General features: G+C 65.5%; 19 protein-coding genes, 1 tRNA gene and 1 pseudogene. 13 read left to right on the top strand and 8 right to left on the bottom strand.

The window, feature by feature from the left end; translation table 11 throughout:
• Positions 1-8 precede the first annotated feature (8 nt).
• Positions 9-1,319 carry an adenosylmethionine--8-amino-7-oxononanoate transaminase gene (locus ACP69S_RS15760; protein WP_425998793.1) on the top strand — a complete coding sequence of 437 codons (1,311 nt, stop codon included), beginning with the start codon at positions 9-11 and terminating at the stop codon, positions 1,317-1,319.
• Positions 1,316-2,256, top strand: a pseudogene (locus ACP69S_RS15755) (DMT family transporter). The gene ACP69S_RS15760 and the pseudogene ACP69S_RS15755 overlap by 4 nt, the downstream one beginning before the upstream one ends.
• 654 nt (positions 2,257-2,910) lie before the next feature.
• Here ACP69S_RS15755 and sodC read toward each other — a convergent pair.
• The gene (gene sodC, locus ACP69S_RS15750; protein ID WP_425998791.1) at positions 2,911-3,459 is read right to left on the bottom strand and encodes a superoxide dismutase[Cu-Zn]; all 549 of its coding nucleotides are present in this window, start codon (positions 3,457-3,459) and stop codon (positions 2,911-2,913) included.
• Between the two features lie 137 nt (positions 3,460-3,596).
• Here sodC and gyrA point away from each other — a divergent pair, with 137 nt between their 5' ends.
• The 5 genes from gyrA to ACP69S_RS15725 all read left to right on the top strand — a co-directional run bounded on the left by gyrA (position 3,597) and on the right by ACP69S_RS15725 (position 9,244).
• Complete coding sequence (gene gyrA / locus ACP69S_RS15745) at positions 3,597-6,353, top strand: DNA gyrase subunit A (RefSeq protein WP_425998789.1); 2,757 nt, start codon at positions 3,597-3,599, stop codon at positions 6,351-6,353.
• A 24-nt stretch (positions 6,354-6,377) separates the two neighbouring features.
• On the top strand, positions 6,378-6,869 hold the full coding sequence (gene coaD / locus ACP69S_RS15740) for a pantetheine-phosphate adenylyltransferase (RefSeq protein ID WP_425998787.1): 492 nt from the start codon (positions 6,378-6,380) through the stop codon (positions 6,867-6,869).
• Between the two features lie 110 nt (positions 6,870-6,979).
• Positions 6,980-7,825: a peptidylprolyl isomerase gene (locus ACP69S_RS15735; RefSeq protein ID WP_425998785.1), complete on the top strand. Its 846-nt coding sequence runs from the start codon at positions 6,980-6,982 to the stop codon at positions 7,823-7,825.
• On the top strand, positions 7,822-8,688 hold the full coding sequence (locus ACP69S_RS15730) for a peptidylprolyl isomerase (RefSeq protein WP_425998783.1): 867 nt from the start codon (positions 7,822-7,824) through the stop codon (positions 8,686-8,688). Before ACP69S_RS15735 ends, ACP69S_RS15730 begins: the two co-directional genes overlap by 4 nt.
• A gap of 88 nt (positions 8,689-8,776) precedes the next feature.
• Positions 8,777-9,244: a peptidylprolyl isomerase gene (locus ACP69S_RS15725; protein WP_425998781.1), complete on the top strand. Its 468-nt coding sequence runs from the start codon at positions 8,777-8,779 to the stop codon at positions 9,242-9,244.
• Positions 9,245-9,385: 141 nt separating this feature from the next.
• On the opposite strand, the gene ACP69S_RS15720 is transcribed toward ACP69S_RS15725, so the two are convergent.
• The 3 genes from ACP69S_RS15720 to ACP69S_RS15710 all read right to left on the bottom strand — a co-directional run bounded on the left by ACP69S_RS15720 (position 9,386) and on the right by ACP69S_RS15710 (position 13,735).
• A complete protein-coding gene (locus tag ACP69S_RS15720; RefSeq protein ID WP_425998779.1) occupies positions 9,386-11,755 on the bottom strand; it encodes a PAS domain S-box protein in 2,370 nt (789 codons plus the stop codon).
• Positions 11,756-12,121: 366 nt separating this feature from the next.
• Positions 12,122-13,093, bottom strand: a complete 972-nt coding sequence (locus tag ACP69S_RS15715; protein ID WP_425998777.1) for an endonuclease/exonuclease/phosphatase family protein — start codon at positions 13,091-13,093, stop codon at positions 12,122-12,124.
• 39 nt (positions 13,094-13,132) lie between these two features.
• Positions 13,133-13,735 carry a hypothetical protein gene (locus ACP69S_RS15710; RefSeq protein ID WP_425998775.1) on the bottom strand — a complete coding sequence of 201 codons (603 nt, stop codon included), beginning with the start codon at positions 13,733-13,735 and terminating at the stop codon, positions 13,133-13,135.
• A gap of 123 nt (positions 13,736-13,858) precedes the next feature.
• Here ACP69S_RS15710 and queA point away from each other — a divergent pair, with 123 nt between their 5' ends.
• Together queA and tgt are read left to right on the top strand one after the other, a co-directional pair.
• On the top strand, positions 13,859-14,965 hold the full coding sequence (gene queA / locus ACP69S_RS15705) for a tRNA preQ1(34) S-adenosylmethionine ribosyltransferase-isomerase QueA (RefSeq protein ID WP_425998773.1): 1,107 nt from the start codon (positions 13,859-13,861) through the stop codon (positions 14,963-14,965).
• A gap of 3 nt (positions 14,966-14,968) precedes the next feature.
• Entirely contained in the window at positions 14,969-16,084 is a 1,116-nt protein-coding gene (gene tgt / locus ACP69S_RS15700; protein ID WP_425998771.1) for a tRNA guanosine(34) transglycosylase Tgt, read from the top strand.
• 4 nt (positions 16,085-16,088) lie between these two features.
• Here the strand turns inward: tgt and ACP69S_RS15695 are convergent, their stop codons facing one another.
• Positions 16,089-16,748: a hypothetical protein gene (locus ACP69S_RS15695; protein ID WP_425998769.1), complete on the bottom strand. Its 660-nt coding sequence runs from the start codon at positions 16,746-16,748 to the stop codon at positions 16,089-16,091.
• Between the two features lie 123 nt (positions 16,749-16,871).
• Between ACP69S_RS15695 and ACP69S_RS15690 the strand changes: the two genes are divergently transcribed.
• From ACP69S_RS15690 to ACP69S_RS15675, 4 genes are all read left to right on the top strand, one after another.
• Positions 16,872-16,946 (top strand) — tRNA-Lys (locus ACP69S_RS15690).
• A gap of 286 nt (positions 16,947-17,232) precedes the next feature.
• Positions 17,233-18,120: a sulfate ABC transporter permease subunit CysT gene (gene cysT, locus ACP69S_RS15685; RefSeq protein ID WP_425998767.1), complete on the top strand. Its 888-nt coding sequence runs from the start codon at positions 17,233-17,235 to the stop codon at positions 18,118-18,120.
• Complete coding sequence (cysW, locus tag ACP69S_RS15680; RefSeq protein WP_425998765.1) at positions 18,120-18,962, top strand: sulfate ABC transporter permease subunit CysW; 843 nt, start codon at positions 18,120-18,122, stop codon at positions 18,960-18,962. The genes cysT and cysW overlap by 1 nt, the downstream gene beginning before the upstream one ends.
• 16 nt (positions 18,963-18,978) lie before the next feature.
• Positions 18,979-19,998: a sulfate/molybdate ABC transporter ATP-binding protein gene (locus ACP69S_RS15675; protein ID WP_425998763.1), complete on the top strand. Its 1,020-nt coding sequence runs from the start codon at positions 18,979-18,981 to the stop codon at positions 19,996-19,998.
• Positions 19,999-20,000: 2 nt separating this feature from the next.
• Here the strand turns inward: ACP69S_RS15675 and ACP69S_RS15670 are convergent, their stop codons facing one another.
• The 3 genes from ACP69S_RS15670 to ACP69S_RS15660 all read right to left on the bottom strand — a co-directional run bounded on the left by ACP69S_RS15670 (position 20,001) and on the right by ACP69S_RS15660 (position 23,560).
• Positions 20,001-20,987: a transglutaminase family protein gene (locus ACP69S_RS15670; RefSeq protein WP_425998762.1), complete on the bottom strand. Its 987-nt coding sequence runs from the start codon at positions 20,985-20,987 to the stop codon at positions 20,001-20,003.
• Between the two features lie 73 nt (positions 20,988-21,060).
• Complete coding sequence (locus ACP69S_RS15665; RefSeq protein ID WP_425998760.1) at positions 21,061-22,002, bottom strand: alpha-E domain-containing protein; 942 nt, start codon at positions 22,000-22,002, stop codon at positions 21,061-21,063.
• A gap of 34 nt (positions 22,003-22,036) precedes the next feature.
• Positions 22,037-23,560 (bottom strand): circularly permuted type 2 ATP-grasp protein, encoded by a 1,524-nt coding sequence (locus ACP69S_RS15660; RefSeq protein WP_425998812.1) that lies wholly within the window; start codon positions 23,558-23,560, stop codon positions 22,037-22,039.
• Positions 23,561-23,761 lie beyond the last annotated feature (201 nt).

Genomic DNA, 23,761 nt, shown 5'->3' with positions numbered 1-23,761 from the left:
GATCGCTGATGGCGACCCCCGATTCCGACTGGTTGACGCCCAATTGGCTGGCGGAGGGCGCGGCCCATATTTGGCGGCCCTATTGCCAGATGCAGACCGCCCGGCCGCCGCTGCCGGTCGTTGCGACACTGGGCTCGCGGCTGGTTCTGGCCGACGGACGCGAGCTGATCGACGGCCTGGCGTCGTGGTGGACGGCCTGTCACGGCTACAATCATCCGCATATCGCCCAGGCGTTGCGCGACCAGATCGAGCGGATGCCGCACGTGATGTTCGGCGGCCTGGCTCATGAGCCGGCCTATCGCCTGGCCAAGCGTCTGGCCGATCTGCTGCCGGGCGATCTGAGCCACGCCTTCTTTGCCGAGTCCGGCTCGGTGGCGGTCGAGATTGCCATGAAGATGGCTCTGCAATTCCACATCAATCGGGGCGCCCAAACCAATAAGGGGGCGGGGCGGACGCGGTTCCTGAGTTTCCGGGGCGGCTATCACGGCGACACCCTGGCGACGATGACGGTTTGCGACCCAGAGGAGGGCATGCACAGCCTGTTCTCGGGCGTCATGCCGGCCCAGGTCATCGCGGACCTGCCGCGCGACGCTGAGAGCGAGGCGGCCCTCGACGCATTGCTGGCCGTGCGCGGCGAAGAGATCGCCGCCATTCTGGTCGAGCCGCTGGTGCAAGGGGCGGGCGGCATGCTGCTGCATGGCCCTGAGACTTTGCGCGCCTTGCGCCGCCTCGCCGACGCGCACGGCGTGCTGCTGATCTTCGACGAGATCTTCACCGGCTTTGGACGCACTGGGACGATGTTCGCCATGCAGGCGGCGGGGATCGAGCCCGACATTGTCACCCTGTCCAAGGCTCTGACTGGTGGGACCCTGCCGCTGTCGGCGGCCGTTGCCAGCACGCGGGTGTTCGAAGCCTTTCTGTCGGACGATCCCGAGGCCGGCCTGATGCACGGCCCGACCTACATGGCCAATCCTCTGGCCTGCGCCGCCGCCAACGCCTCGCTCGACCTGTTCGAGGACGGCGCCTGGCGAGCCGATGTAGCGCGGGTTTCCGCCGCCTTGACCGAAGGGCTCGAACCCTGCCGTGCGGCGCCCGGCGTCGTCGATGTGCGGGTGATGGGCGCCATCGGGGTGGTCGAGTTCGACGCGCCCGTTGCGGTCGGCGATCTCTGCGCGCGGTTCGTGGAGGAGGGCGCCTGGATCCGGCCGATGGGGAAGGTGATCTATCTGACCCCGGCCTTCACGACGCCGGACACGGATCTGGCGCTGTTGACCCGCGCGGTGCGCAAGGTAGTCGGCGTCGCCCACCCGCTCGATTGACCTCGCGCGCGGGGTCTGGTCCAAGCGGGCCATGACCTCGCAGTCGCCCCTTACCGGCATGGAACGGCTCGCCATCGTGGCGATCATCCTGACCTGGGGGCTGAACAACGCCGCCGCCAAGGTCGCGACCGCGTATCTGCCGCCGCTGATGGTGGGCGGTCTGCGGTTCGCTCTGGCCCTGATCTTCCTGGCTCCGTTCATCCGGCCGCCGTTTCCCGAGCCGAAAAAGCTGCTGGCCATCGTGCTGCTGTCGGGACCCATGCATTTTGGCCTTGTCTATGTCGCCTTCGGCATGGGCGAGTCGCTCAGCCTTCTGGTCGTGGCCAGCCAGCTGTGGATACCGTTCACGGCCGTCGTCGCCTGGAAAATGCTGGGCGAGACGATGCGATTGCCCGCCGTCATCGGCCTGGCAGTCGCCTTTGTCGGCGTGGCGTGGATGAGCCTGGACCCGCACGGGGCCGGAGATTTTCCGGCCGTTGCGATGGCCATCCTCGGCTGTGCCTGCTGGGCGGTCGCGACGGTGCTGGTGCGCATGACGCCGGGCGTGAAGCCTTTGAAGGTGCAGGGCATTACGGCTGTTGTTGCGGCTCCGACCCTGATCGCCATGTCGTTTGCTTTCGAGTCCCGGGTGGTGGAGCGGGTCATGGCCGCGCCGCCGCTCGCCTGGGCTTGCGTGGCCTTCGCCGGCATCGTCTCGACCATCGGGGCCAGCGCCCTGCTGTTCTGGCTGGTCCAGCGGCGCGAGGCGGGGCGGGTGACGCCGTATTTCCTGCTCACGCCCTTGGTCTCATGCACCATCGGCATACTCTTCATGGGCGATCGTTTGACGCCGCAACTGCTGATCGGCGGCGCGGCCACCATGGTAGGTGTGGCCCTCGTAGCCCTGACTGAGAAGCGGGTGGCCAAGCCTGAGGCGATGACGGCTGAGACGGTTTAGGTCCAGCGGACACAGTGGTTCAACCTCGCGCTTTCGCTGCGATGGTGATGGAAAGGGTCGCGGAGCGTCCGGACCACGTCCGGAATGTGTGTTTTTAAGTACCGTTTCGACGAAGCCGTCCGCTCCGCGTGATCGTTATCCGTCAGCGTCCCGTCGGGTGGCCCTGTTGAGGCTTTACCGGGAGCCAGGCCGCTCCGTTTCCGGAGCCGCTCGGCGGTCGAGGCGGGCGAGCCAAAAGGCTAAATCACACCCGTCTATCCTCATCCACGCCAACGGCGGGCGGGTCCTGCAACGCCAGGATCCCCGGACTGGTCGAGTATCCCCCTCGACCCCAGCCCCGCTCGATCACCCCCCGTCGCCGCTGCGGTCGCTGGCCTTGCGCCCTTTCCTCGCGACGAGGTGGGACAAGAATACGGTATGTTTGAGCGCGGCTGCGTCGATTGTCTGGGCGCCCGCCTGGATCCTCCCCCTGAAGGGGGAGGCGGTCCACATGCCAATGGGGACCGGTGGGGGAAGACCGCATTGATTCAGCGCCACTTCCCCTCCGATCGCTACGCGATCTCCTCCGCCGCTAGGGGGAGGATCTAGGACTCAATCCCCATGCCCGTTCGGGGACGGCGCGATCCCGATCCCCTTGGTCGGGGCCGGCCAGCCCTACTTCACCACACCGCAAGCCGACCGCGCGCCGGCGCCGCCGATAGGCTGGCTCTTGTGGTCGTCGGGGCTGGCATGGACGACGATGGCCGAGCCGTCGGCGTCGAGCAGGGCAGGACGGCCGCCGGCGCCTTTCAGCGAGACCAAGGTCGAATAGAGTTCGGCCGTGGCCGAACCGTCGGCAGCGGCGAAGATGTTGGGCAGGTCGCCATTGTCGTTGCCGTCCGGGTTCAGCAGGCCGTGAACCACGGCGGCCGTGGTGTGGACGTGAGCGCCGGCCGACTTGAAGTCGGGCGTGCCACAGTCGCCCTTCTCGTGGAAGTGCACGCCATGCCAGCCGGGCGTCAGGCCCTTGAGCTGGACGCGCAGCAGCACGCCGTGCGGCGCCTCGGTGAGGGTGGCGGTTCCAAGGTCCTTGCCGTCGCCGGCCTTGACGGCGGCGGTCGCGGTCTGGCTTCCCGCGACCTGGTCAGCGGCTTGCGCGGAAACGGCGCCGAGGCCGGCGAGGACGGTGATGGCGAAGGTGGTGGCGGCGAGGGAGGAGCGCATCGGAAATCCTTCAAAAACAAGCGGGCGAGGGACGCAGCCCTTCCCTGAAAGGTGGCCCGGAAAGGTGGCGCCGCCCTTGGGGGAATGCTAACAGTTTCCGACAGTTCCGTGTCCGATTCTGACGGCGAAAAATCCCCTTGAGCGACGATCAAATCACTACCCCTCCCGAAGGGCCGCGAGGGGATGTTGCCCCGATCTTTATCGAGGACGAACTGCGCCGTTCGTATCTCGACTACGCGATGAGCGTGATCGTCAGCCGCGCCCTGCCGGACGCGCGCGATGGCCTGAAACCCGTCCACCGCCGCGTGCTGTTTTCGATGCACGAACAAGGACATACGCCGGATCGTTCGTATGTGAAGTCGGCCCGCGTGGTCGGTGACGTGATGGGTAAATATCACCCGCACGGCGACGCCTCGATCTACTTTACCCTCGTGCGGATGACCCAGCCGTTCTCGATGGGTCTGATCCTGATCGACGGTCAGGGCAATTTCGGTTCGGTGGACGGCGATATGCCGGCGGCCATGCGCTACACCGAATGCCGCATGGCGCCCCCGGCTCTGGCCCTGCTGGCCGACCTGGACAAGAACACGGTCGACTTCCAGGACAATTACGACGGCAAGGAGCAGGAGCCTACCGTCCTGCCGTCGCGGATCCCGAACCTGCTGGTCAATGGCGCGGGCGGCATCGCCGTCGGCATGGCCACCAACATCCCGCCGCATAATCTGGGCGAAATCGTCGATGCCTGCCTGGCCATGGTCGACGACCCCGAGGTCAGCGCCGAGACCCTGCTGGACATCGTACCTGGTCCCGACTTCCCGACCGGCGGCGAGATCATAGGCCGCAGCGGTCCGCGTCAAGCGCTGCTGACCGGGCGTGGCTCGGTGATCATGCGTGGCCTCGCCACGGTGGAAGAGATCCGCCAGGGCCGCGAAGCCATTATCGTCACCGCCATTCCATACCAGGTGAACAAGGCCAATCTGGTCGAGCACATCGCCGAGCTGGTCCGCGACAAGCGGATCGAGGGCGTCAGCGACATCCGCGACGAGAGCAACCGCGACGGCATGCGCATCGTGGTCGAGCTCAAGCGGGACGCCTCGGGCGATGTGATCCTCAACCAGCTGTACCGATTTACGGCGCTGCAAAGCTCGTTCGGCGTCAATATGCTGGCTCTGAACCGCAAGCGGCCCGAGCAGATGGGCTTGCACAAGCTGGTCGATATCTTCGTCAAGTTCCGCGAAGAGGTCGTGGTCCGGCGGACCAAGTTCGAGCTGGGCAAGGCGCGCGATCGCGGCCACGTCCTGGTCGGCCTGACCATCGCCGTCGCCAATATCGACGAGTTCATCCACATCATCCGCTCGTCCAAGGATCCGGCCGAGGCCCGCGAGCGCCTGGTGGCCAAGGCCTGGCCGGCTGGCGACATGCTGCCGCTGGTCGAATTGATCGCCGATCCGCGCAGCCTGCATGAAGAGGGCGGCCTGATCCGCCTGACCGACGAGCAGGCCCGCGCCATCCTGGCCCTGACCCTGTCGCGCCTGACCGGTCTGGGCCGCGAGGAAATCGGCAACGAGGCGCAAGCCTTGGCCGACGACATTCGCGGCTTCCTGGAACTGCTGTCGGATCGCGCCAACATCATGGCCGTGGTCCGCGAAGAGCTGGTCGAGGTGCGCGAGAAGTTCGCCGTGCCGCGCCGCTGCCACATCGTCGACGGCGACGCCGACGTGGAAGACGAAGACCTGATCGTCCGCGAGGAAATGGTCATCACCGTGACCATGGGCGGCTATGTGAAGCGCACGCCGCTGGCCAATTACCGCACCCAGCACCGGGGCGGCAAAGGCAAGTCGGGCATGGCCACCAAGACCGAGGACGCGGTCACCCGCGTGTTCTCGGCCTCGACCCACGCGCCTCTATTGTTCTTCACCTCGGGCGGCAAGGTCTACAAGCTGAAGGTCTGGAGGCTGCCGCTGGGCGCCGCCAATTCGCGCGGCAAGGCGTTCGTCAACCTGCTGCCGATCGAGCCGGGCGAGACCATCACCTCGATCCTGACCCTGCCCGAGGACGAAAGCACCTGGGACCGCCTGGACGTGATGTTCGCCACCCGCTCGGGCAGCGTGCGCCGCAACAAGCTGTCGGACTTCGTCGATGTGCGCCGCAACGGCAAGATCGCGATGAAGCTCGATGACGGCGACGGCATTGTCGGCGTCGGCGTCTGCGGGACCGAGAACGACATCCTGCTGACCACCTCGGTAGGCCGCTGCATTCGCTTCTCGGCCGATGAGGTCCGCGTCTTCGCCAGCCGCGATTCGACCGGCGTGCGCGGCGTGAAGCTGGCCGAGGGCGACACCGTCATCAACATGGCCATCCTGCGCGGCGTCGACGCCACGCCGGCCGAGCGTACGGCCTATCTCAAGCATCAGCGAGCTTTGGCGAAAGCCCGTGGCGAGGACGGCGAAGACGTTGCCGCGCCAGACGAAGCCGAAGAGGACGTCGGCGAGGCCGCGTTGTCCTTGGAACGCATCGCTGAACTGGGCGCGGCCGAGGAGTTCATCCTCACCGTCTCATCCGAGGGCTTCGGCAAGCGCACCAGCGCCTACGATTATCGGCGCACGGGCCGGGGCGGGCAGGGACTTACGGCCCAGGACCTCTCCAAGCGCGGCGGCCGTCTGGCGGCCTCGTTCCCGGTCGAGGACAGCGACGAAATCCTGTTGGTGACAGACGCCGGACAATTGATACGGTGCCCCGTCGCGCAAATTCGTGTTGCAGCGCGGAATACTCAGGGCGTAACCGTTTTCCGCACCGCGAAAGACGAGCATGTCGTGAGCGTGGAGCGGCTGGCTGATGCTGGCGGCGGCGACGAAGATCAAGGCGAAGCAAGCGGGGCGGACGAGACCCCGTAGGCCGTCGGTAAAGCAGGGGGTTGCATGAGGGTTGGGCTTTATCCCGGAACGTTCGATCCGGTCACCAATGGCCATCTCGACATCATTGGTCGGGCCGTAAAACTGGTCGACAAGCTGGTGATCGGCGTGGCGGTGAACATCAGCAAGGGGCCGCTGTTCAGCCTGGAAGAGCGGGTCGCGATCCTCCAGAAGGAAACCGCGCACCTGTCGCAGGTGGCGGTGATCGAGGTCAAACCCTTCGACAGCCTGCTGATGCACTTCGCGCGCGAGGTCGGGGCCCAGATGATCGTACGCGGCCTGCGAGCCGTGGCCGACTTCGAATACGAATTCCAGATGACGGCCATGAACCAGCAGCTGGATCGCGAGATCGAGACGGTGTTCCTGATGGCCGATCCTCGGCACCAGGCCATCGCCTCGCGGCTGGTCAAGGAGATCGCGGCCTTGGGCGGCGACATCTCCAAGTTCGTGCCGCAGAGCGTGGGCGAACAGCTGGTCGCCAAGCTGCGCAAGACCTGAAACGGCGGGTTTGCCGTGAAGCTGTCGAAATCATAGGCTTCAACACGGTGGACTTGTCGCGGGGGCGGCGTCGTTCTACGCCCCGTCTGCCTTTCTGTTCGGGGATTTCAATGAAGTTTGCGTATTCCGTCGCCGCCCTGGCGCTGCTGGCCACGACCGCTGTCACCGACGCGGCGTCGGCCCAGACGCCGGCCGCCCAGGTTGGCGACTGGCGCACGCCGGATCCCCGGAACGTGCTTGTGGTCGAGACCAACAAGGGCCGGATCATCGCCGAGCTCAGCCCGCAGGCCGCGCCCGCGCATGTGGCGCGGGTTCGCGAGCTGGTGCAGGCCGGTTTCTATGACGGCCTGACCTTCTTCCGCGTCATCGACAGCTTCATGGCCCAGACCGGCGATCCGAAGAACGACGGCACGGGCGGCTCAGACAAGCCGGACATGACGGCCGAGTTCACCTTCCGTCGCGGCGCCGACACGCCACTGGCCGCGCCGGGCAAGGCGGGCAGCAACGAGACGGGCTTCGTCGGCTCCCTGCCAGTCACCAGCCAGCCGGCGGCCCTGGCGGTGATGACCGCCGACCGCAAGGTGGCGACCTGGGGCAATTTCTGTCCGGGCGTGCTGGGTATGGCCCGCGCCTCCAACCCTGATAGCGGCAACAGCCAGTTCTTCTTCATGCGCCAGTACTATCCGTCGCTGGACAAGACCTACACCGCCTTTGGGCGGGCTCTGTCGGGCATTGACGTCATCCGCGCGATCAAGGTCGGCGAGCCCGCGCCGGATCCGCAGGACAAGATGATCAGCGTCCGCCTGCTGGCCGACCTTCCGGCAGACAAGCGCCCCACCGTTCGGGTGATGGACACCCGCAGCCCCGCCTTCGCCGCCCTGGTCGCCAAGCGCCGGGCCGAGGTGGGCCCCAGCTTCACCAATTGCGACGTCGAAATCCCGGTGCAGATCAAATGAAGCCATCCGCCGTTGTCGTCCTGGGCCTGAGCCTGGCTGTTCTGGCAGGACCGGCGCTGTCCGCCGCCAAATCCAGGCCGAAGGCGCGGGGCGTCGCCCCCCCGACGGCGGCGGACTGGCGGATCCCGGACCCCGACAACGTGATGGTGATCGACACCAACAAGGGTCGCGTGATTGTCGAGCTGACCCCCGAGGTCGCTCCCGGCCACGTGACCCGGATGCGCGAACTGACCCGAGCGGGCGTCTATGATGGCCGCACCTTCTTCCGGGTCATCGACCGCTTCATGGCCCAGACCGGCGATCCCAAGGACAACGGCGAGGGCAATTCCGACAAGCCCAACCTGAAGGCAGAGTTCACGTTCCGACGCGGCGCCGATAGCGCCTTCACGCCGGCCGCCGCACCCGCGGGTCTGCAGGTGGGCCTGCTCGGCTCGCTGCCGGTGTTCAGCCAGCACTGGAGCTGGCACGAGGTCACCGCCGACGGCAAGGTCTCGGCCTGGGGCACCTATTGCCCCGGCGTCGTGGGCATGGCCCGCGACGACGACAACAATTCGGCCAACAGCCAGTTCTTCCTGATGCGGCAACCCTATCCATCGCTCGACAAACGCTACACGGCGTTTGGCCGAGTGATCAGCGGGCTGGAAGCGATCCGGGCGATCAAGACCGGCGAGCCGGTCGCGGCGCCGCAGGACCGCATGGAAAAGGTTCGGATGCTGTCGGACATCCCCGAAAAGGAACGCCCCAAGGTGCGAGTGATTAACACCCAGGGCGCGTGGTTTGCGGGCGAGATCTGGCGCACCCGGTCGGCCAAGGGCGCGGACTTTTCGGTCTGCGACCTGAAGGTTCCGGTCGATATCCGCTAGGCCTTCGTCCTTTCGGGGTCAGGGAGGTTCACAGCGAGGGGAAAACCGCGCTAGAAGCCCTTCACCATTTCGCACCCAAGGGATGACCATGTCGGCCGACCTCGAAAACACCCTGATCCTCACGCTGGAAAGCGGCCCGGTCACCATCACGATGCGTCCCGACCTGGCGCCCGGCCACGTCGACCGGATCAAGCAACTGGTCCGCGAAGGCTTCTATGACGGCGTGGTCTTCCACCGCGTGATCCCGGGCTTCATGGCCCAGGGCGGCGATCCGTCGGGCACCGGCCGCGGCGGCAGCGACAAGCCGGACATCAAGGCCGAGTTCTCCAAGGAGACCCACGTGCGCGGCGTCTGCTCGATGGCCCGCACGCCCGATCCCAACTCGGCCAACAGCCAGTTCTTCATCGTCTTGGACGACGCCACCTTCCTCGACGGCCAATATACTGTCTGGGGCCAGGTGACCGAGGGCATGGATCACGTCGACGCCCTGCCCAAGGGCGAGCCGCCGCGCGAGCCGGGCAAGATGCTCAGCGCGAAGATCGCCTCTGACGCCTGATTCGGGCTTCTGCTGGATACGAAGAGGGCCCCGGAGAGATCCGGGGCCGTTTTTGTTTGTCTTCGGCCGCGTCCAAAATCAGCGCCGCAGCCAAAGCGCGCTCCCGACCCCAAAGCGGCCTTTGCATCCTCGCTTTGTTGATCAGGCCTCCGCCAGCGCCCCAATAGCGCGGACGATATCGCGCGGCTCGATCGGTTTCTCAAGGCGCACGACATGGGCGAATTCTGCTGGAATGGTGTCCTGATCGTAGCCGGTTACAAACACGAACGGAGCGCCGGCGCCACGCATCGCATCAGCGACTTCAAAAGACGGACCGTTGCCTAGATTGACGTCGAGCATCGCGGCGGTGACCCGACGGCTCTTGATGGCTTCAGTCGCATCCTCAATTGTCGCGAACGGCCCAATCACTTCGGCCCCCGCTTCGCGCAAGGCCGTCGCGGCGTCCTGGGCGAGGTAGAAATCGTCCTCCAGGATCAGTACGCTCTGGCCGGCCAGGCTCGGTTCTCCTGTCATATCGATCGCTCCTCCATAGACAACGCTGAGCATGGGAGCGTCCGTTTCCAGGATGCTCGCTCCCGGTTGCAATGGAAACTCGATAAAGGCTTTAACACCTTCAGGTTCAATCACCACCTCGCCACGGCCTCGCAACTCATATGGCACCCGCTGTTCAATAAGTTGAGTGCCAAAACCCTTGCGTTTGGGAGGCGACCAGTCAGGCGGCGCGGGCCGGCGCTCTGACCACTCAAGTCTCAGCCTTGGCGCAACATCGGCGTGAAGGACCCGAACGTTCACCTCGACCCTCCCTTCAGGCGTTGATAGAGCGCCGTATTTCAGCGCGTTGGTAGCGAGTTCGTGGACGGCGAGCGAAATGACCTCCGCCGCTTTCGGAGAGATCACAACCTCGGAGCCTGTCAGTACATACTGGCCTTCGTGATCCGCTAACGCCTCGAGTTCTTGACGAACCAGCGCGGTGATCTCCACCTCCACATTGGCGGCGCGGGTCAGCAAGGCCTGCGTTCGGGCCAGGGCCATCAGGCGGCCCGTGACCGATGACTCGTAGCCGGCGACGTCCGATGCCGTTCTCGCCGTGCGCGTGACCATCGACCGGAGCATAGCCATGATGTTGCGGACGCGGTGCTGTAGCTCGGCCAGCAGTATCGATTGATGCTCGACCAATAACCTCGCTTCGGTCACGTCCGTGGCGATTCCGCCGATCCACTTCACGCCGTTTTTGTCACGGAGCGGGAAGTCGTGATCCCTGATCCAGCGAAAGGCCCCGTCCGAAGGTCTCCGGATTCGGAATTCGTGCACCGTGGCCTCGCCCTGTCGCGCCGTTTCCAGATGCCCCAGCGCCACGTCTCGATCATCGGGAACAATCAGGGCCGCCCAGCGATGAACCCCGCCCAGGATTTCGTTCGGATCCATGCCGTAGACTGTCGCAAAGGCCGGGCTCAGATATTCCATCTCCATCGTGTCGGCCCGCCTGATCCAAAGCACGTCTGTCGAGGAGGCCGCGAACTGCGCGAAACGCTCATCGCTCTCGCGCAGCGCCGCCTCCGCGCGTGCGCGTTCGACCGCTGCCCAAGTGCGTTCGGCGACTTCTTCGACAAGGGAGACCTCGCCCTTTGTCCAGCCTCGAGGGGCGGTTGAGACGGCGCAGATCGCCCAAAGCGGGTTGTTCTCGCCTTTGCGCAGGGTCGCGGCGATCAAAGCACGCATGCCGAGGCCATTGAAACCGGCTCGGTCGACGTCCGAAAGGTCCTCCATCTTCACGACATCGTCGATCACCACCGTCCGACTGAACGCTACCTGAAGGGCGTCGGGAAAATCGGATAAACGCACCTGAGCGGGCAAGGGGGGCAGACGGTCGTTGTGCACCTGGTGGGGAAACTCGCCGATGTCCTCCGCCAGCCGGTAGATCCCGTTGTAGCAGCGATCGAGGCGCATCTGCTCCATGAGCATCCGGAGCGCTCGGTTCGTTATGGCTTCGGCGCTTGGCTCCGCCCGCAGCGCATCGCTGAGTCGCAGCAGGAACGCCTGCCGCTCCCCGCTCTCCTGCGACGCCAACTCGGCGCGCTTGCCTTCAGTTACATCGCTATAGATGGCCACAACGCGGCGGCTGCCGGCAGGGCCGATACGTGCGAGATAGACGCTGAACCAGCGGCCCAGCCCCGACGCCGGCATTTCGAAGCGTACCGCCTCACCGGTCCTCGCGACCTGCCCGAACCGTTCGACCCATTCCGGCTCCCGGTTGGGCACGACCTCGCTGGACAAGCGGCCCTCAATGTCCCTGAGCCCGGTCAGCCGTTCAAGCGCCGGGTTGACCGTCACATAGCGAATATCGATGTCGCGCCCGTCCGCGTCCTGGACGACCTCGACCTCCATGAAGCCTTCGTCGAACGAACTGTACAAGGTGCGATAATGCGCTTCGCTTTTGCGGAGGGCGGCAAGCGCAGCATTGGCTTCGTCTAGCTGGCGCTTCAGCGCCTCGATGTCTGCGTCATGCTCCATGCCTATCAGTCGCATGAACTGAGCAGCTTTGGGAGAACGGTGATCGCGACCAACCCTTTCATTTGAGTGTACAGCGAAGGGTCTTCAGCCACCGCCATTTGGAGGACCGTCGTCGCGTCTGAGCCCGGCCAAAAAAAGACTGAAGCCAAGCGCGCTTCCCACCCCCAGCAGACGATCACAATGCCCGCTGTCGGTGCAGGAAGCGGTGTTTCCCTCGTTCAAGGGCTAGAGCATTTTCCGATTAGTGTGAAACGGTTATCGGATCGAAAAATGCTCTAAACTTTTGATTTAGAGCCCTTTTCGCCCGACCCTGATGAAGCCATCAGATCGGAAAGGGCTCTAGCATGACGGAGAGTTGCTGGCCGCCTAATCCCGCCGCAGCTTCACGACGATCGGTCGATGATCCGAGCCGAGGGCGGGGCCGCGCGTCACGCTGACGGTCTTCCAGGCCTTGCCGGCATAGACGTGGTCGATCGGTAGGAACGGGGCCGGTGCGTCGGCGATGCGCGAGAAGCGTCCCGAGGGCCAGGAGGGCAGGGCGCGGGTGCGGCGCTCCAGGCCCAGGGCCTTGTCCTGACGCTTCAGCGAGAACGACCAGGGGGTAGAGTTGAAATCGCCGGTCAGGATCAGGCTCGACTTGTCGAACCGGGCGACGGCGTCGGTCAGCCGCTTGGACTGCTGTTGTTGCGGGCCGGCCGGGACCGGCCAGGCATAGTGGATGCCGGCCACGGTGAAATCACCCTTGGGGTCGGCCAGGGTCGCCCAGGCGCCGGCCAGTTCACGGCCTTCGGGATAGAAGCCGTTGCGGGCTATCATCCGCTTGCGACTGAAGATCATCGTGCCGCAGCGCTTCTTGCCATCGCAGGTGACGTGGAAGGGGTAGTAGGCCTTCAGCGCCTTGACTACGGGGCCAGAAGCCTCCTCGATCACCACCACGTCGGCATCCTGCTCAAGCAGCCAGCGCAAGGTGCGTTCGGGTGTCTCGTTCGAATGCCAGATGTTGAACTGAATGATCTTCAGGTCATCAGGGCGCGCCGCCAGCCGCTTGGTTCCTGCGGCGGCCAGCAGTTCGGGTCCCATCAGGATCGCGCAGGCAAGGACCGCCGCGCCGCCCAGGCCGACAATGGTCGCGCGCTCGCCCTGCCGGGCGAAGATCCAGCCCAGGACGATCGCGCCCACGCCCATCGCCAGCCAGAGGGGCGTGAAGTGCGTGAAGGCATCCAGCCGGTCGCTGAACACGCCGCCCAGGCAAGCGACGGCGAAGCCTGTCCCAACCACGCCCAGCATCAGGCCCGTGCCCCGGAAGAACAGACTCAAAAGGCGCAGCAACAGATCCATGGCCTGCCCATAACACGGTAGAGAACGGCGCCGGCGACCTTAGTCGCCGGCGTAATAGATGAAGCTGATGTTGCGTATACGCTCGGCGCCAATCTGCAGGCCGCCGGTCAGCACGATCTTTGGCGGTCCAGGTGGGCCGGCGGCCTTGGCTGCCTTCAGGGCAGCGACATCGAACATGCCCGAGAAGATCACCTCGCCAATGCGCGGGTCCTTGCTGCGGAACATCACCTCCCGGGGGGTGACCCGGTAAGTGTCGGCCTGCAGGCGGAAGCTGACTGTGTGATGGATCTGGCCCAGTTCGTTCTCGGTCGTGGGGCTGGTGACATCCTCGAATTCCAGGAAGAACGGCCCGTAATTGCTGGGGCGCTTGCCTTCTTCCCAGGACGCGAAATCGCTGGTCATGCCCATGTTCACGGATGTGAGCTTCCAGTTGCCGACTTGAACGGGGTTCTGGGTGAAGTAATAGCCAAAGGCGTCCAGCGCCGGATCGTGCTGGAAATCGGCGACCGCCGGATCAGCCGCGGGCGTGGTCGCGGTCGCCGTCGCCGCCGGTGTCTGGGCAGGCGCGTCGGCGGCGGGCCTGGTGTCACAGGCGACAAGCAGGAACGGCAGCAGGGCTGCCGAGGCAAGCAGGCGTTTCAAGGCAATCTTCCCCCGAAGACTATTGTATCCGGGAGATTGGCGGCGTCCGCGTGCATTGTCCATGTCGCTCGCGCGACGCGCTATCTTGACCTGAGGGCCTGCCCGTGTCCTTGAAGCCGCCCCATGCGCCTTTCAGATTTCGACTTCGTCCTGCCCGAGGACAGCATCGCCCTGCGTCCGGCCGAGCCGCGGGATTCCGCGCGCCTGCTGGTCGTGCGGCCGGGCCAGGACCTGGCCGATCACGTCGTGCGCGACCTGCCTGATTTACTGCGCCCGGGAGACGCCCTGGTGTTCAATGACACTCGGGTGATCCCCGCGCGGCTGTCGGGCCTGCGCGAAGGTCGGATGACCGGAGGCGGCGACGGCGCGCCGGTGGCGGTCGAGGCCACGCTGCATCGCCGCGTGTCACCCAACCGCTGGAGCGCCTTCATGCGCCCCGGCAAGCGCCTGAAGATCGGTGACCGCGTCGCCTTCGGGTCGCGCGACGACAGAGCGTGCGAAGCCGATCGGCTGGACGCTGCGATCCTCGAAAAGCATGAGGGCGGCGAGGTGTTGCTGGGCTTCGACCTGTCCGGACCCGACCTCGACATCGGCATCGCCCGCCACGGCGAGATGCCGCTGCCACCCTATATCGCCGCCAAGCGGGCCGAGGATGACCGCGACCGCGCCGACTACCAGACTGTCTACGCGCGGGAGGACGGCTCGGTCGCCGCGCCAACGGCGGGCCTGCACTTCACACCTGATCTGCTTGAGGCGCTGAAGGCCAGGGGTGTCTCGCTGCACTTCGTCACCCTGCATGTCGGAGCCGGCACTTTCCTGCCCGTGAAGACCGATATCGTCGCCGAGCACAGGATGCACGCCGAGTATGGCGAGGTGCCGGCCTCGGTGGCAGACGCCCTGAACGCCGTGCGCGCAGCCGATGGCCGGATCGTCTGCGTCGGCACCACGTCCCTGCGTCTGCTGGAAAGCGCCACGGGCGAGGATCGCGTGGTGCGGCCTTTCGCCGACGAGACGGCCATCTTTATCACTCCCGGCTACCGTTTCCGCGCCGCCGATGGGCTGATGACCAATTTCCACCTGCCCAAATCGACCCTGTTCATGCTGGTCAGCGCCTTTGCCGGTCAGGCGACGATGCGCGAGGCCTATGAGCGGGCCATCGCCACCGGCTATCGCTTCTATTCCTATGGCGACAGCTCGCTGCTGTTCCCCGCCGACCCGGCCGAGACTTAAGCCATGGCCGCGTTTCCCTTCGAGATTTCCGCCACCGACGGCAAGGCCCGCACCGGCGTGCTGAGGACCCCCCGCGGCGACATCCGCACCCCGGCCTTCATGCCGGTGGGCACCGCCGCGACCGTGAAGGCCATGACCGTCGATCAGGTCAAGGACACCGGCGCCGAGATCATCCTGGGCAACACCTACCACCTGATGCTGCGGCCCACAGCCGAGCGGGTGAAGCGCCTGGGCGGGCTGCACAAGTTCATGCGGTGGGACAAGCCGATCCTGACCGACAGCGGCGGCTTTCAGGTGATGAGCCTGTCGGGGATCAGCAAGGTCACCGAGGAGGCCGTCACCTTCGCGAGTCACATCGACGGCTCCAAGCATGTCCTCTCGCCCGAGCGATCGATGGAGATCCAGGCCGACCTGCTGGGCAGCGACATCGTCATGCAGCTGGACGAATGCGTGGCCTGGCCGGCCGAGGAGAAGCGGGCCCGCGAGGGCATGGAGCTGTCGGCCCGCTGGGGGGCGCGCTCCAAGGCGGCCTTCGGGATGCGCGACAGCCAGGTGCTGTTCGGCATCCAGCAGGGATCGACCTTCGAGACCCTGCGCCTGGAGTCGTCGCAGCGCCTGCAGGACATCGGCTTCGACGGCTACGCCATCGGCGGCCTGGCGGTGGGCGAGGGGCACGCGGCCATGTGCGAGGTGCTGGACTACGCGCCCGATATGCTGCCCGCCGACAAGCCGCGCTACCTGATGGGCGTGGGCAAGCCGATCGACCTGGTCGAGGCGGTGGCGCGGGGCGTCGACATGTTCGACTGCGTGCTGCCCACCCGCTCAGGCCGCCATGGCCAGGCCTGGACCTGGGACGGCGCGCTCAACATCAAGAACGCCAAATATGCCGACGACGAGTCGCCGCTTGACCCGAACAGCGATTGCTCGGCCAGCCGTGACTACTCGAAGGCCTATCTGCGCCACCTGTTCAAGGCCGAGGAGATCCTGGGCCAGGTGCTGCTGTCCTGGCACAACATAGCCTTCTTCCAGGCCCTGACGGCGGCCATGCGCGACGCGATCAGCGAGGGAAGGTTCGAAGCCTTCCGCCGCGACTTCGCGGCGCGCTATAACACGGCCTGACCAACTAGTTCTTGGTCGGGAAGCGCGGCTTAAAGCCCTCGCGCGGCGGCGGCATTCCGGGATCGACCACGGGGATCGGCGCGGGCGGCTTATGCTGCGGCGTGGCCGGGGGATCGCAGCCGCGCGCCTCGCCCAAGCCCTTTAGATAGGCCCGGCGGACATTGCCCGAGGTAATGGCGCTCTGGACCAGACGGTCGTGGCGTTCTGCGCCGCTCAACTTACGCACCCAGCCGCGCATGGGGATCAGGTCCTGGGCGGCGCTGGCCACGGCGCCCAGGGCGGCGGCTCCGGCGGCTTTGCGGCCACGATCCATCAGGTCTTCGTTCTCTTCCGGCGGATGCTGGTCGAGATCCTCGCCCAGGGCGATATCAAGCGGGCCGACCAGGCCGATCAGTGTCGGGCAGTTGACGCTCAAGGGGCGGGCGTAGGGATCGCTCATCGCCTCGATCAGTACCGGCGGGATCTTGGTGCGGACGATATTGACGTCGCGCAGCGGTGCGCTGACCGCGCCGGAAATGCCGTCCTTGTTGGCGTCAGACGTGGTCTGGATTTTCGAATCAGCGGGCGGCGGAGTGGGAGGAGGAAGCTGTTCCTGCCGCGCAAAAGCCGGCGTACTCGCTAAGGAAAGTGGGAAAACCAGGGTCGAAAGGAATAATCTTCGCATATACCAGCCTTAGCGCGCCAAAAGCGGCGCAGTCATGTCGAACAACCGTCGAACCCCGCTTGCGGCTGCGGCGCCCCCCGACTATGTTCCGCGCCGCTTCCACCGGCCACGCCGCGTCGTAGCGGGCCGGTAGCTCAGTGGTAGAGCATTCGACTTTTAATCGAATGGTCGTGGGTTCGAACCCCACCCGGCCTACCATTTTCGCCAGCTCCAAAGAGCCGGCCGAGCGCGTCGTGGCGCATGCCAATTCCAGGCGCGCCTCGCATCCGATCAAACGTTGCCTTTGAGCTTCCGTTCCGCATCGGGCGAGGGATCGCCCTGATGGCGCGCGGTGAGTTTTTCTGCGACCGTCGCCGGCTAATTCTCAATTGACCCCACTAGCGCGGTGGGGATTTAAGCTGACTAGCTTTTCGACCCGATGCACCCCTTGGGGATCGGGCGCGTTTCATACCGGACTCGCCGGAACCAGGACGACGATCAGACGATGACCGCCGAGACCGCCGCCGCGATCCGTCCGAAACTGCCGGGGGCAGGCCCCGTCGCCCGAAGGCCGCTGTTCCGTCGTCGGTCGGCAATCCCGGGGTTTGGCCTGACCCTGGGCGTGACCCTGACGATCCTGTCGCTGATCGTGCTGATCCCGTTGTCGGCCGTAGCCCTGAAGGCCGCCGAGCTTTCGCCCGCCGAGTTCGCCGCCGCCGCCTTTTCTCAGCGGGCCATGGCGGCCTATCGCCTGACTTTTGGGGCCGCCTTTGTCGCCGCCGCGATCAATGGCGTGTTCGGCGTGCTGACCGCCTGGGCGCTGGTGCGCTACGACTTCCCGGGCAAGGCCCTGGTCAACGCCCTGGTCGACCTGCCGTTCGCCCTGCCGACCGCCGTGGCGGGGATCGCCCTTGCCACGCTCTATTCGCCCAATGGCTGGGTCGGCGCCTATCTGACGCCTCTGGGTATCAAGGCCGCCTATAATCCAATCGGCGTGACCATCGCCCTGATCTTCATCGGCCTGCCGTTCGTGGTCCGCACCATCGAGCCCGTGCTGCGCGACCTGTCGGATGACGTGGAAGAAGCCGCCGCCAGCCTTGGCGCGGGCCGCATCTCCACCATCGCCCGTATCGTTCTGCCCGCTCTGGGACCCTCCTGGCTGACTGGTTTTGCCTTGGCCTTCGCCCGAGGGGTCGGCGAGTACGGCTCTGTGATCTTCATCGCCGGTAACATGCCCTACAAGTCCGAGATCGCGCCGCTGCTGATCATCATCCAGCTGGAGCAGTTCGAATATGCCAACGCCGCCGCCATCGCCGTGGTCATGCTGGGCGCCTCATTCCTGATGCTGCTGGTCATCAACGCCGTCCAGGCCTGGGCGAGAAGGTTCTCCTGATGGCCGCTCCGCGCCTTTCCACCGAAGACCCCGCCTGGGCCAAGGTCCTGATCATCACCCTGGTCCTGGCGTTCCTGGGCCTTGTCCTGGTCCTGCCGCTGGCCGCCGTGTTCGCCGAGGCCCTGCGCAAGGGGCTACAGCCGGCGCTGGACGCCATCGCCGATCCCGACGCCATCGCCGCCGTGAAGCTTACCCTTCTGACCGCCGCGATCACGGTGCCGTTCAACGTGGTGTTCGGCCTCTGCGCCGCCTGGGCCGTGGCCAAGTACGAGTTTCCGGGCAAGGCCCTGCTGATCACCCTGATCGACCTGCCGTTCTCGGTCTCGCCGGTGGTGGCCGGCCTGATCTATGTGCTGGTCTTTGGCCTGCAGGGCTGGGTCGGCGACCATCTGGTCAACAACGACATCAAGATCATTTTCGCCGTGCCCGGCATCGTGCTGGCGACCATTTTCGTGACCTTCCCCTTCATCGCCCGCGAGCTGATCCCGCTCATGCAGGAGCAGGGGACCAGCGAGGAGGAGGCCGCCGTCTCGATGGGCGCCTCGGGCCTCTACACCTTCTGGCGGGTGACCGCGCCGAACGTGCGCTGGGGCCTGCTGTACGGCGTCCTGCTGTGCAACGCCCGCGCCATGGGCGAGTTCGGCGCCGTCTCGGTGGTCAGCGGCCACATCCGGGGCCTGACCAACACCATGCCACTGCACGTCGAGATCCTCTACAATGAGTACGATTTCGTCGCGGCCTTCGCCGTCGCCGCCTTGCTGTGTTTGCTGGCGATCGTGACCCTCGTCCTCAAGACCGCGCTTGAAGTCGCCCAGCCCGGCTCGCGCCGGCGCGGCCACTGATCGGAACGCCAGACCCATGACCATCTCCATCCGTTCCGTCGAAAAGAGATTCGGTCGCTATCCGGCTCTGAACAAGATCGGGCTCGAGATCGCCGATGGCGAGCTGCTGGCCCTGCTGGGGCCGTCGGGCTCTGGAAAGACCACGCTGCTGCGCGTCATCGCTGGCCTGGAATTCCCCGACGCCGGCCAGGTGCTGTTTCACGATCAAGACGTCACCTTCGCCTCGGCCGCCGCGCGCCGCGTGGGCTTCGTGTTCCAGCAATATGCGCTTTTCAAGCACATGACCGTTGCCAAAAACATCGCGTTCGGCCTCGATGTGCGCAAAGGCAAGGACAAGCCGTCCAAGGCCGAAATCACCAAGCGGGTCGACGATCTGCTGCGCTTGGTCGAGCTGGAAGGCCTGGGCGGTCGCTATCCGTCGCAGCTGTCCGGCGGCCAGCGCCAGCGTGTGGCCCTGTCGCGGGCTCTCGCCGTTCAGCCCAGCGTGCTGCTGCTCGACGAGCCGTTCGGAGCCCTGGACGCCACGGTCCGCAAGTCGCTGCGCAAGGAACTGCGTCGCGTGCACGACGCCACCGGCGTCACCACCATCTTCGTCACCCATGACCAGGAAGAGGCCCTCGACCTAGCCGACCGCGTGGCCATCCTCAATCAAGGTGTCATCGAGCAGGTCGGCACGCCGACCCAGGTCCACGACCAGCCGGTTTCGCCGTTCGTCTGCGGCTTTGTGGGCGAGGCCAATCGCTTCGAGGGCGCTGTCTCGAACGGACACTTCACCTCCGGCTCGGTAGTTTTGCCAGCCGACAACGTGGTCGGCGGCAAGGCTGTGGCTTTCGTTCGCCCTCACGATCTGGTGCTCGACGCCAACGGCTTCGAGGTCCAGATCAATCGTGTCCATGTGCAAGGCGCATTGGCCGCCGTTGACGGTCTCACGCCCAGTGGCCAGCGGATCGAGGTGACGGTGTCACGCGACCAGGCCGACCAGTTTAGCGGCGCGGTGAAGCTGTCGGCCCGCCAGGCGCACGTCTTCCCGGCCTGAGCCTATTGCTGCTGTTGTTGCTGCTGCTGGTGCACATCCTGCCGTAGCGCATCGGCGTTCTCCGGGCGACGTCGGCCGCCGGCGAAGTTGGGGCGGGCCATGCGCAGGAACTCCGGTTCTGCCAGGGCCGCGCGCGCTCGGCGCACCGAGACGCCCACCGCCAGCTCGCTGTCTGAATCGCCCTTGTAGACGCCGCGCGAGGGCGTGACGTCGGCATAGTCCCGGCCCACGGCCACGGCCACGTGGCGCTCGCCGGTCATCATGTTGTTGGTGGGATCAAAGCCCACCCAGCGCAGGCTGGGCAAGAACACCTCGACCCAGGCGTGAGTGGCGTCGGGATCGGAGCGGTCGCCCGCTTCGCGGTCGGTGAACAGGTAGCCCGACACATAGCGCGCCGGGATGTTCCACGACCGGCAGATCGCCAGCATGATGTGGGCAAAGTCCTGGCAGACCCCGCGCCCGGCGCTCAGCGCCAGATCGATGGGGCTGTCGGCGTCGGTGACGCCGGGCTGATACTCGAACGCCTGATAGATGATCTCCGACAGCGCTCGCATCGCCGTGAGCGGATCCTTGCGGCGCAGATCGTCCAGATTGTGCTCGTTGGCGAAGGCGCTCAGCGCTTCGGTGGTCTCGACGAAGCCGTGCATCCGCAGGAAATCGAAGCACTCGCCGCGCACGAACTCGCTACGCAGACGGTCCCATTCGCCCATGTCCAGGGCGTTGGGCCGTTCGCCCGGCGACTCGGTTTCGACTGCTGAACGGGCGACTATGGTCAGCTTGTCGTGCGGCTGGGGGACATCGAAGTGATAGACGGCGTTGCCGAAGCTGTCGGCATAGGAGAACACCTGGGCCGCCGGATTGATGTCCAGTTCGAAGCTGACCAGACGCTGGCGAGCGGTCTTCTGGGGCTGCATCCACAGCTCCATCAGGCTTTCGCGAACCGGGCGTTCGTAGTGGTACTGGGTGACGTGGCGGATTTCGAGGAGCACGGGAAGAGTCCTTATTGGGTTGCGTGACGGTCGCCGAAACCGCTGACATTTTCGGCTGTCACGCTCGCAGTCCTTAGGCCGGTAGGCGCATTTCGAGCGGATAGGCCACGAAGGTCTCGTAGATCGCCTCGTGGATGCGCGCGCATTCATTGACCACGGTGGTCAGCAGGGCGCCGGCGCCCTGGTTTTCCAGCTCGTTGATATCGGCGAACTGCAGCCTGGCCTTCAGGCGACCGGCGATGCGCTCCGGCCCAGCCCCTTCGCCACCGGCCCGGCGGGCCAGCACGCTGAGATTGGCTTCGATCTGAGAGGTCGCAAAGCGGATCGAGCGGGGGAAATCCTCGTCGAAGACCAGGAACTCCAGAATATGCCGAGGCTCGATCTCGGCGGTATAGACCCGCAGATAAGGCTCCAGGGCGCAGGCCATGCGCAGCAGGCTGACCAAGGCGAGGTGGTCATTGATCTGCCGGCCGGGCGTTTCGGCGAAGCACACCTCGAGCAGGCGCGAGACCAGCTGCGCGCGCTCCAGATACATGCCCAGCATCATGAACCGCCAGCTCTCACCATGGCTCATGGTGGTGTCGGCCGCGCCCTTGAACAGGTGCAGGTCGGCGATCACGTCATGCAGGAAGGTGGTGGAGCCGTCGGCGAACTCGCGCCCGGCGTTCTCGTCGGTGACCTTTAGATAGAGAAGGTTCAACCGTTCCCAGGTTTCGGTCGTGATGTGATCGCGCACCTGGCGTGCGTTTTCGCGGGCGCGGGACAGCGACGAGACCACCGAATTGTGGTCGGTGCGGTCCAGAACCAGAGCCTCGGCGGCCTCGAACGAGCCGATGGCGCTGCTCACTTCCGGCTCGCCGACAGCGGACAGGGCGATCCACACCGCCTGCACGCCCGAATCGGTCTGATCCAGGGTGGCGTTCAGCATGACGCTGGACAGTCGCGACAGGTGTTCGGCGCGTTCGATGTATCGGCCCAGCCAGTATAGGCTGTCGGCAACCCGAGCGAGCATCATGCGAGCGACCTCTCACGGGAAGGAACAGCGAGCATCATGGGCGCGCGCCCCCATTGCCGTTTCCATTGCCGTTGATGTGATTGTCGTCGGCTAGCACCCAGGTGTCCTTCGATCCGCCGCCTTGGCTGGAATTAACGACCAGCGAGCCTCGTTTCAGCGCGACGCGGGTCAGGGCGCCAGGCGTGACGATAGTCTTCTCGCCCGACAGGATGAACGGCCGCAGATCGACGTGGCGCGGCTCGATCCGCCCATCCACCAGGCACGGCGCGGTCGAGAGCTGGATGGTCGGCTGGGCGATGTAGTTCTCCGGATCGGCCTTGATGGCGATGGCGAAGTCGTCGCGTTCCTTCTGGGTGGCGTGCAGGCCGACCAGCATGCCGTAGCCGCCCGAAGCGCCCACGGCCTTGACCACCAGCTTGTCCAGATTGGCCAGCACATAGCCCAGCTGCGTCGGCTCCCGACACAGGAAGGTCTCGATATTGGGCAGGATAGCGTCCTCGCCCAGATAATAGCGGATGATCGCGGGCACATAGGCGTAGACGGCCTTGTCGTCGGCGACCCCGGTGCCCGGCGCGTTGCAAATCACCACATTGCCGGCGCGATAGGCGTTGAACAGGCCAGCTGCGCCCAGCGACGAATCCCGCCGGAAGGTGAGGGGGTCGATGAAGTCGTCGTCCACACGGCGATAGATCACGTCAACCCGGCGGATGCCGGTGGTGGTGCGCATATAGACCATGTTGTCGTGGACCACGAGATCGCGGCCCTCGACCAGTGGCACGCCCATCAGGCGCGCCAGATAGGCGTGCTCGTAATAGGCCGAATTGTAGACGCCGGGCGTCAGCACCACGACCTGGGGGTTGGGCCGCCACTCGGGGCTCATGCTCTTCAAAGTGGCCAGCAGCAGGTCCGGATAGCGCTCGACCGGCCGCACCCCGGCTGCGCGATAGGTGCCCGGGAAGGTGCGCTTGGCCGCGTCGCGATTGGCCAGCATGTAGGAGACGCCCGAAGGCACCCGCAGATTGTCTTCCAATACCGCGAACTGGCCGTCCTGGCAGCGGATCAGGTCGCTGCCGCAGACATTGGCGTAGGATTTGTGCGGCACATAGATGTGCTGCATCTCGCGGCGATAAGACGGCGCGCCCAGCACCAGCTCGCGCGGCACCACGCCGTCCATCAGGATCTGCTGATCGCCATAGATGTCGGCCAGGAACAGGTTCAGGGCCAGCAGGCGCTGGGTCAGGCCCGCTTCGATCTGGGCCCATTCATGGGCGGGGATGATGCGGGGAAAGAGGTCGGTCGGAATGATCCGCTCGGTCGTGCTCTCGCCGCCATAAACCGTGAAGGTGATGCCCTGCAGCAGGAAAGACCGTTCCAGCGTCTGCTGGCGTTCCGCCAGTTCGGCGCCGCCAAGTGTCGACATACGGGCATGCAGCGGATCGTAGTGCGAGCGCACCGCGCCGTCGGGCGTGAACATCTCATCATAGGCGATGCCAGGCAGGTACGCCGCCTCCGTCATGGGCAGGGTCGGAGCTTCGAGATCTTGAATTTTTGCCGCCACGCCTTCGTCCACGCTTGTTCGCCTTTGGGTCTACGTCGAGTCAGACGCGCCATGAGCACCCTAGAACGGCGCGGCGTCTGAAGTCGGTGATTTTAGCTGTCGCCGCGCCGATGCGCACGACTGCCTGTCATTTGGGCGCCTTTTTCCCAAGGAGGGAAGCGCTGGCCGTCTTGCGCCTCTCGCATTTACGACCGTGACAGC

Source organism: Caulobacter sp. DWR1-3-2b1, assembly GCF_049895765.1.
Lineage (GTDB): Bacteria > Pseudomonadota > Alphaproteobacteria > Caulobacterales > Caulobacteraceae > Caulobacter.
The sequence above is the reverse complement of the archived record's forward strand: the minus strand, read 5'-3'. Positions and strand labels throughout refer to the sequence as shown.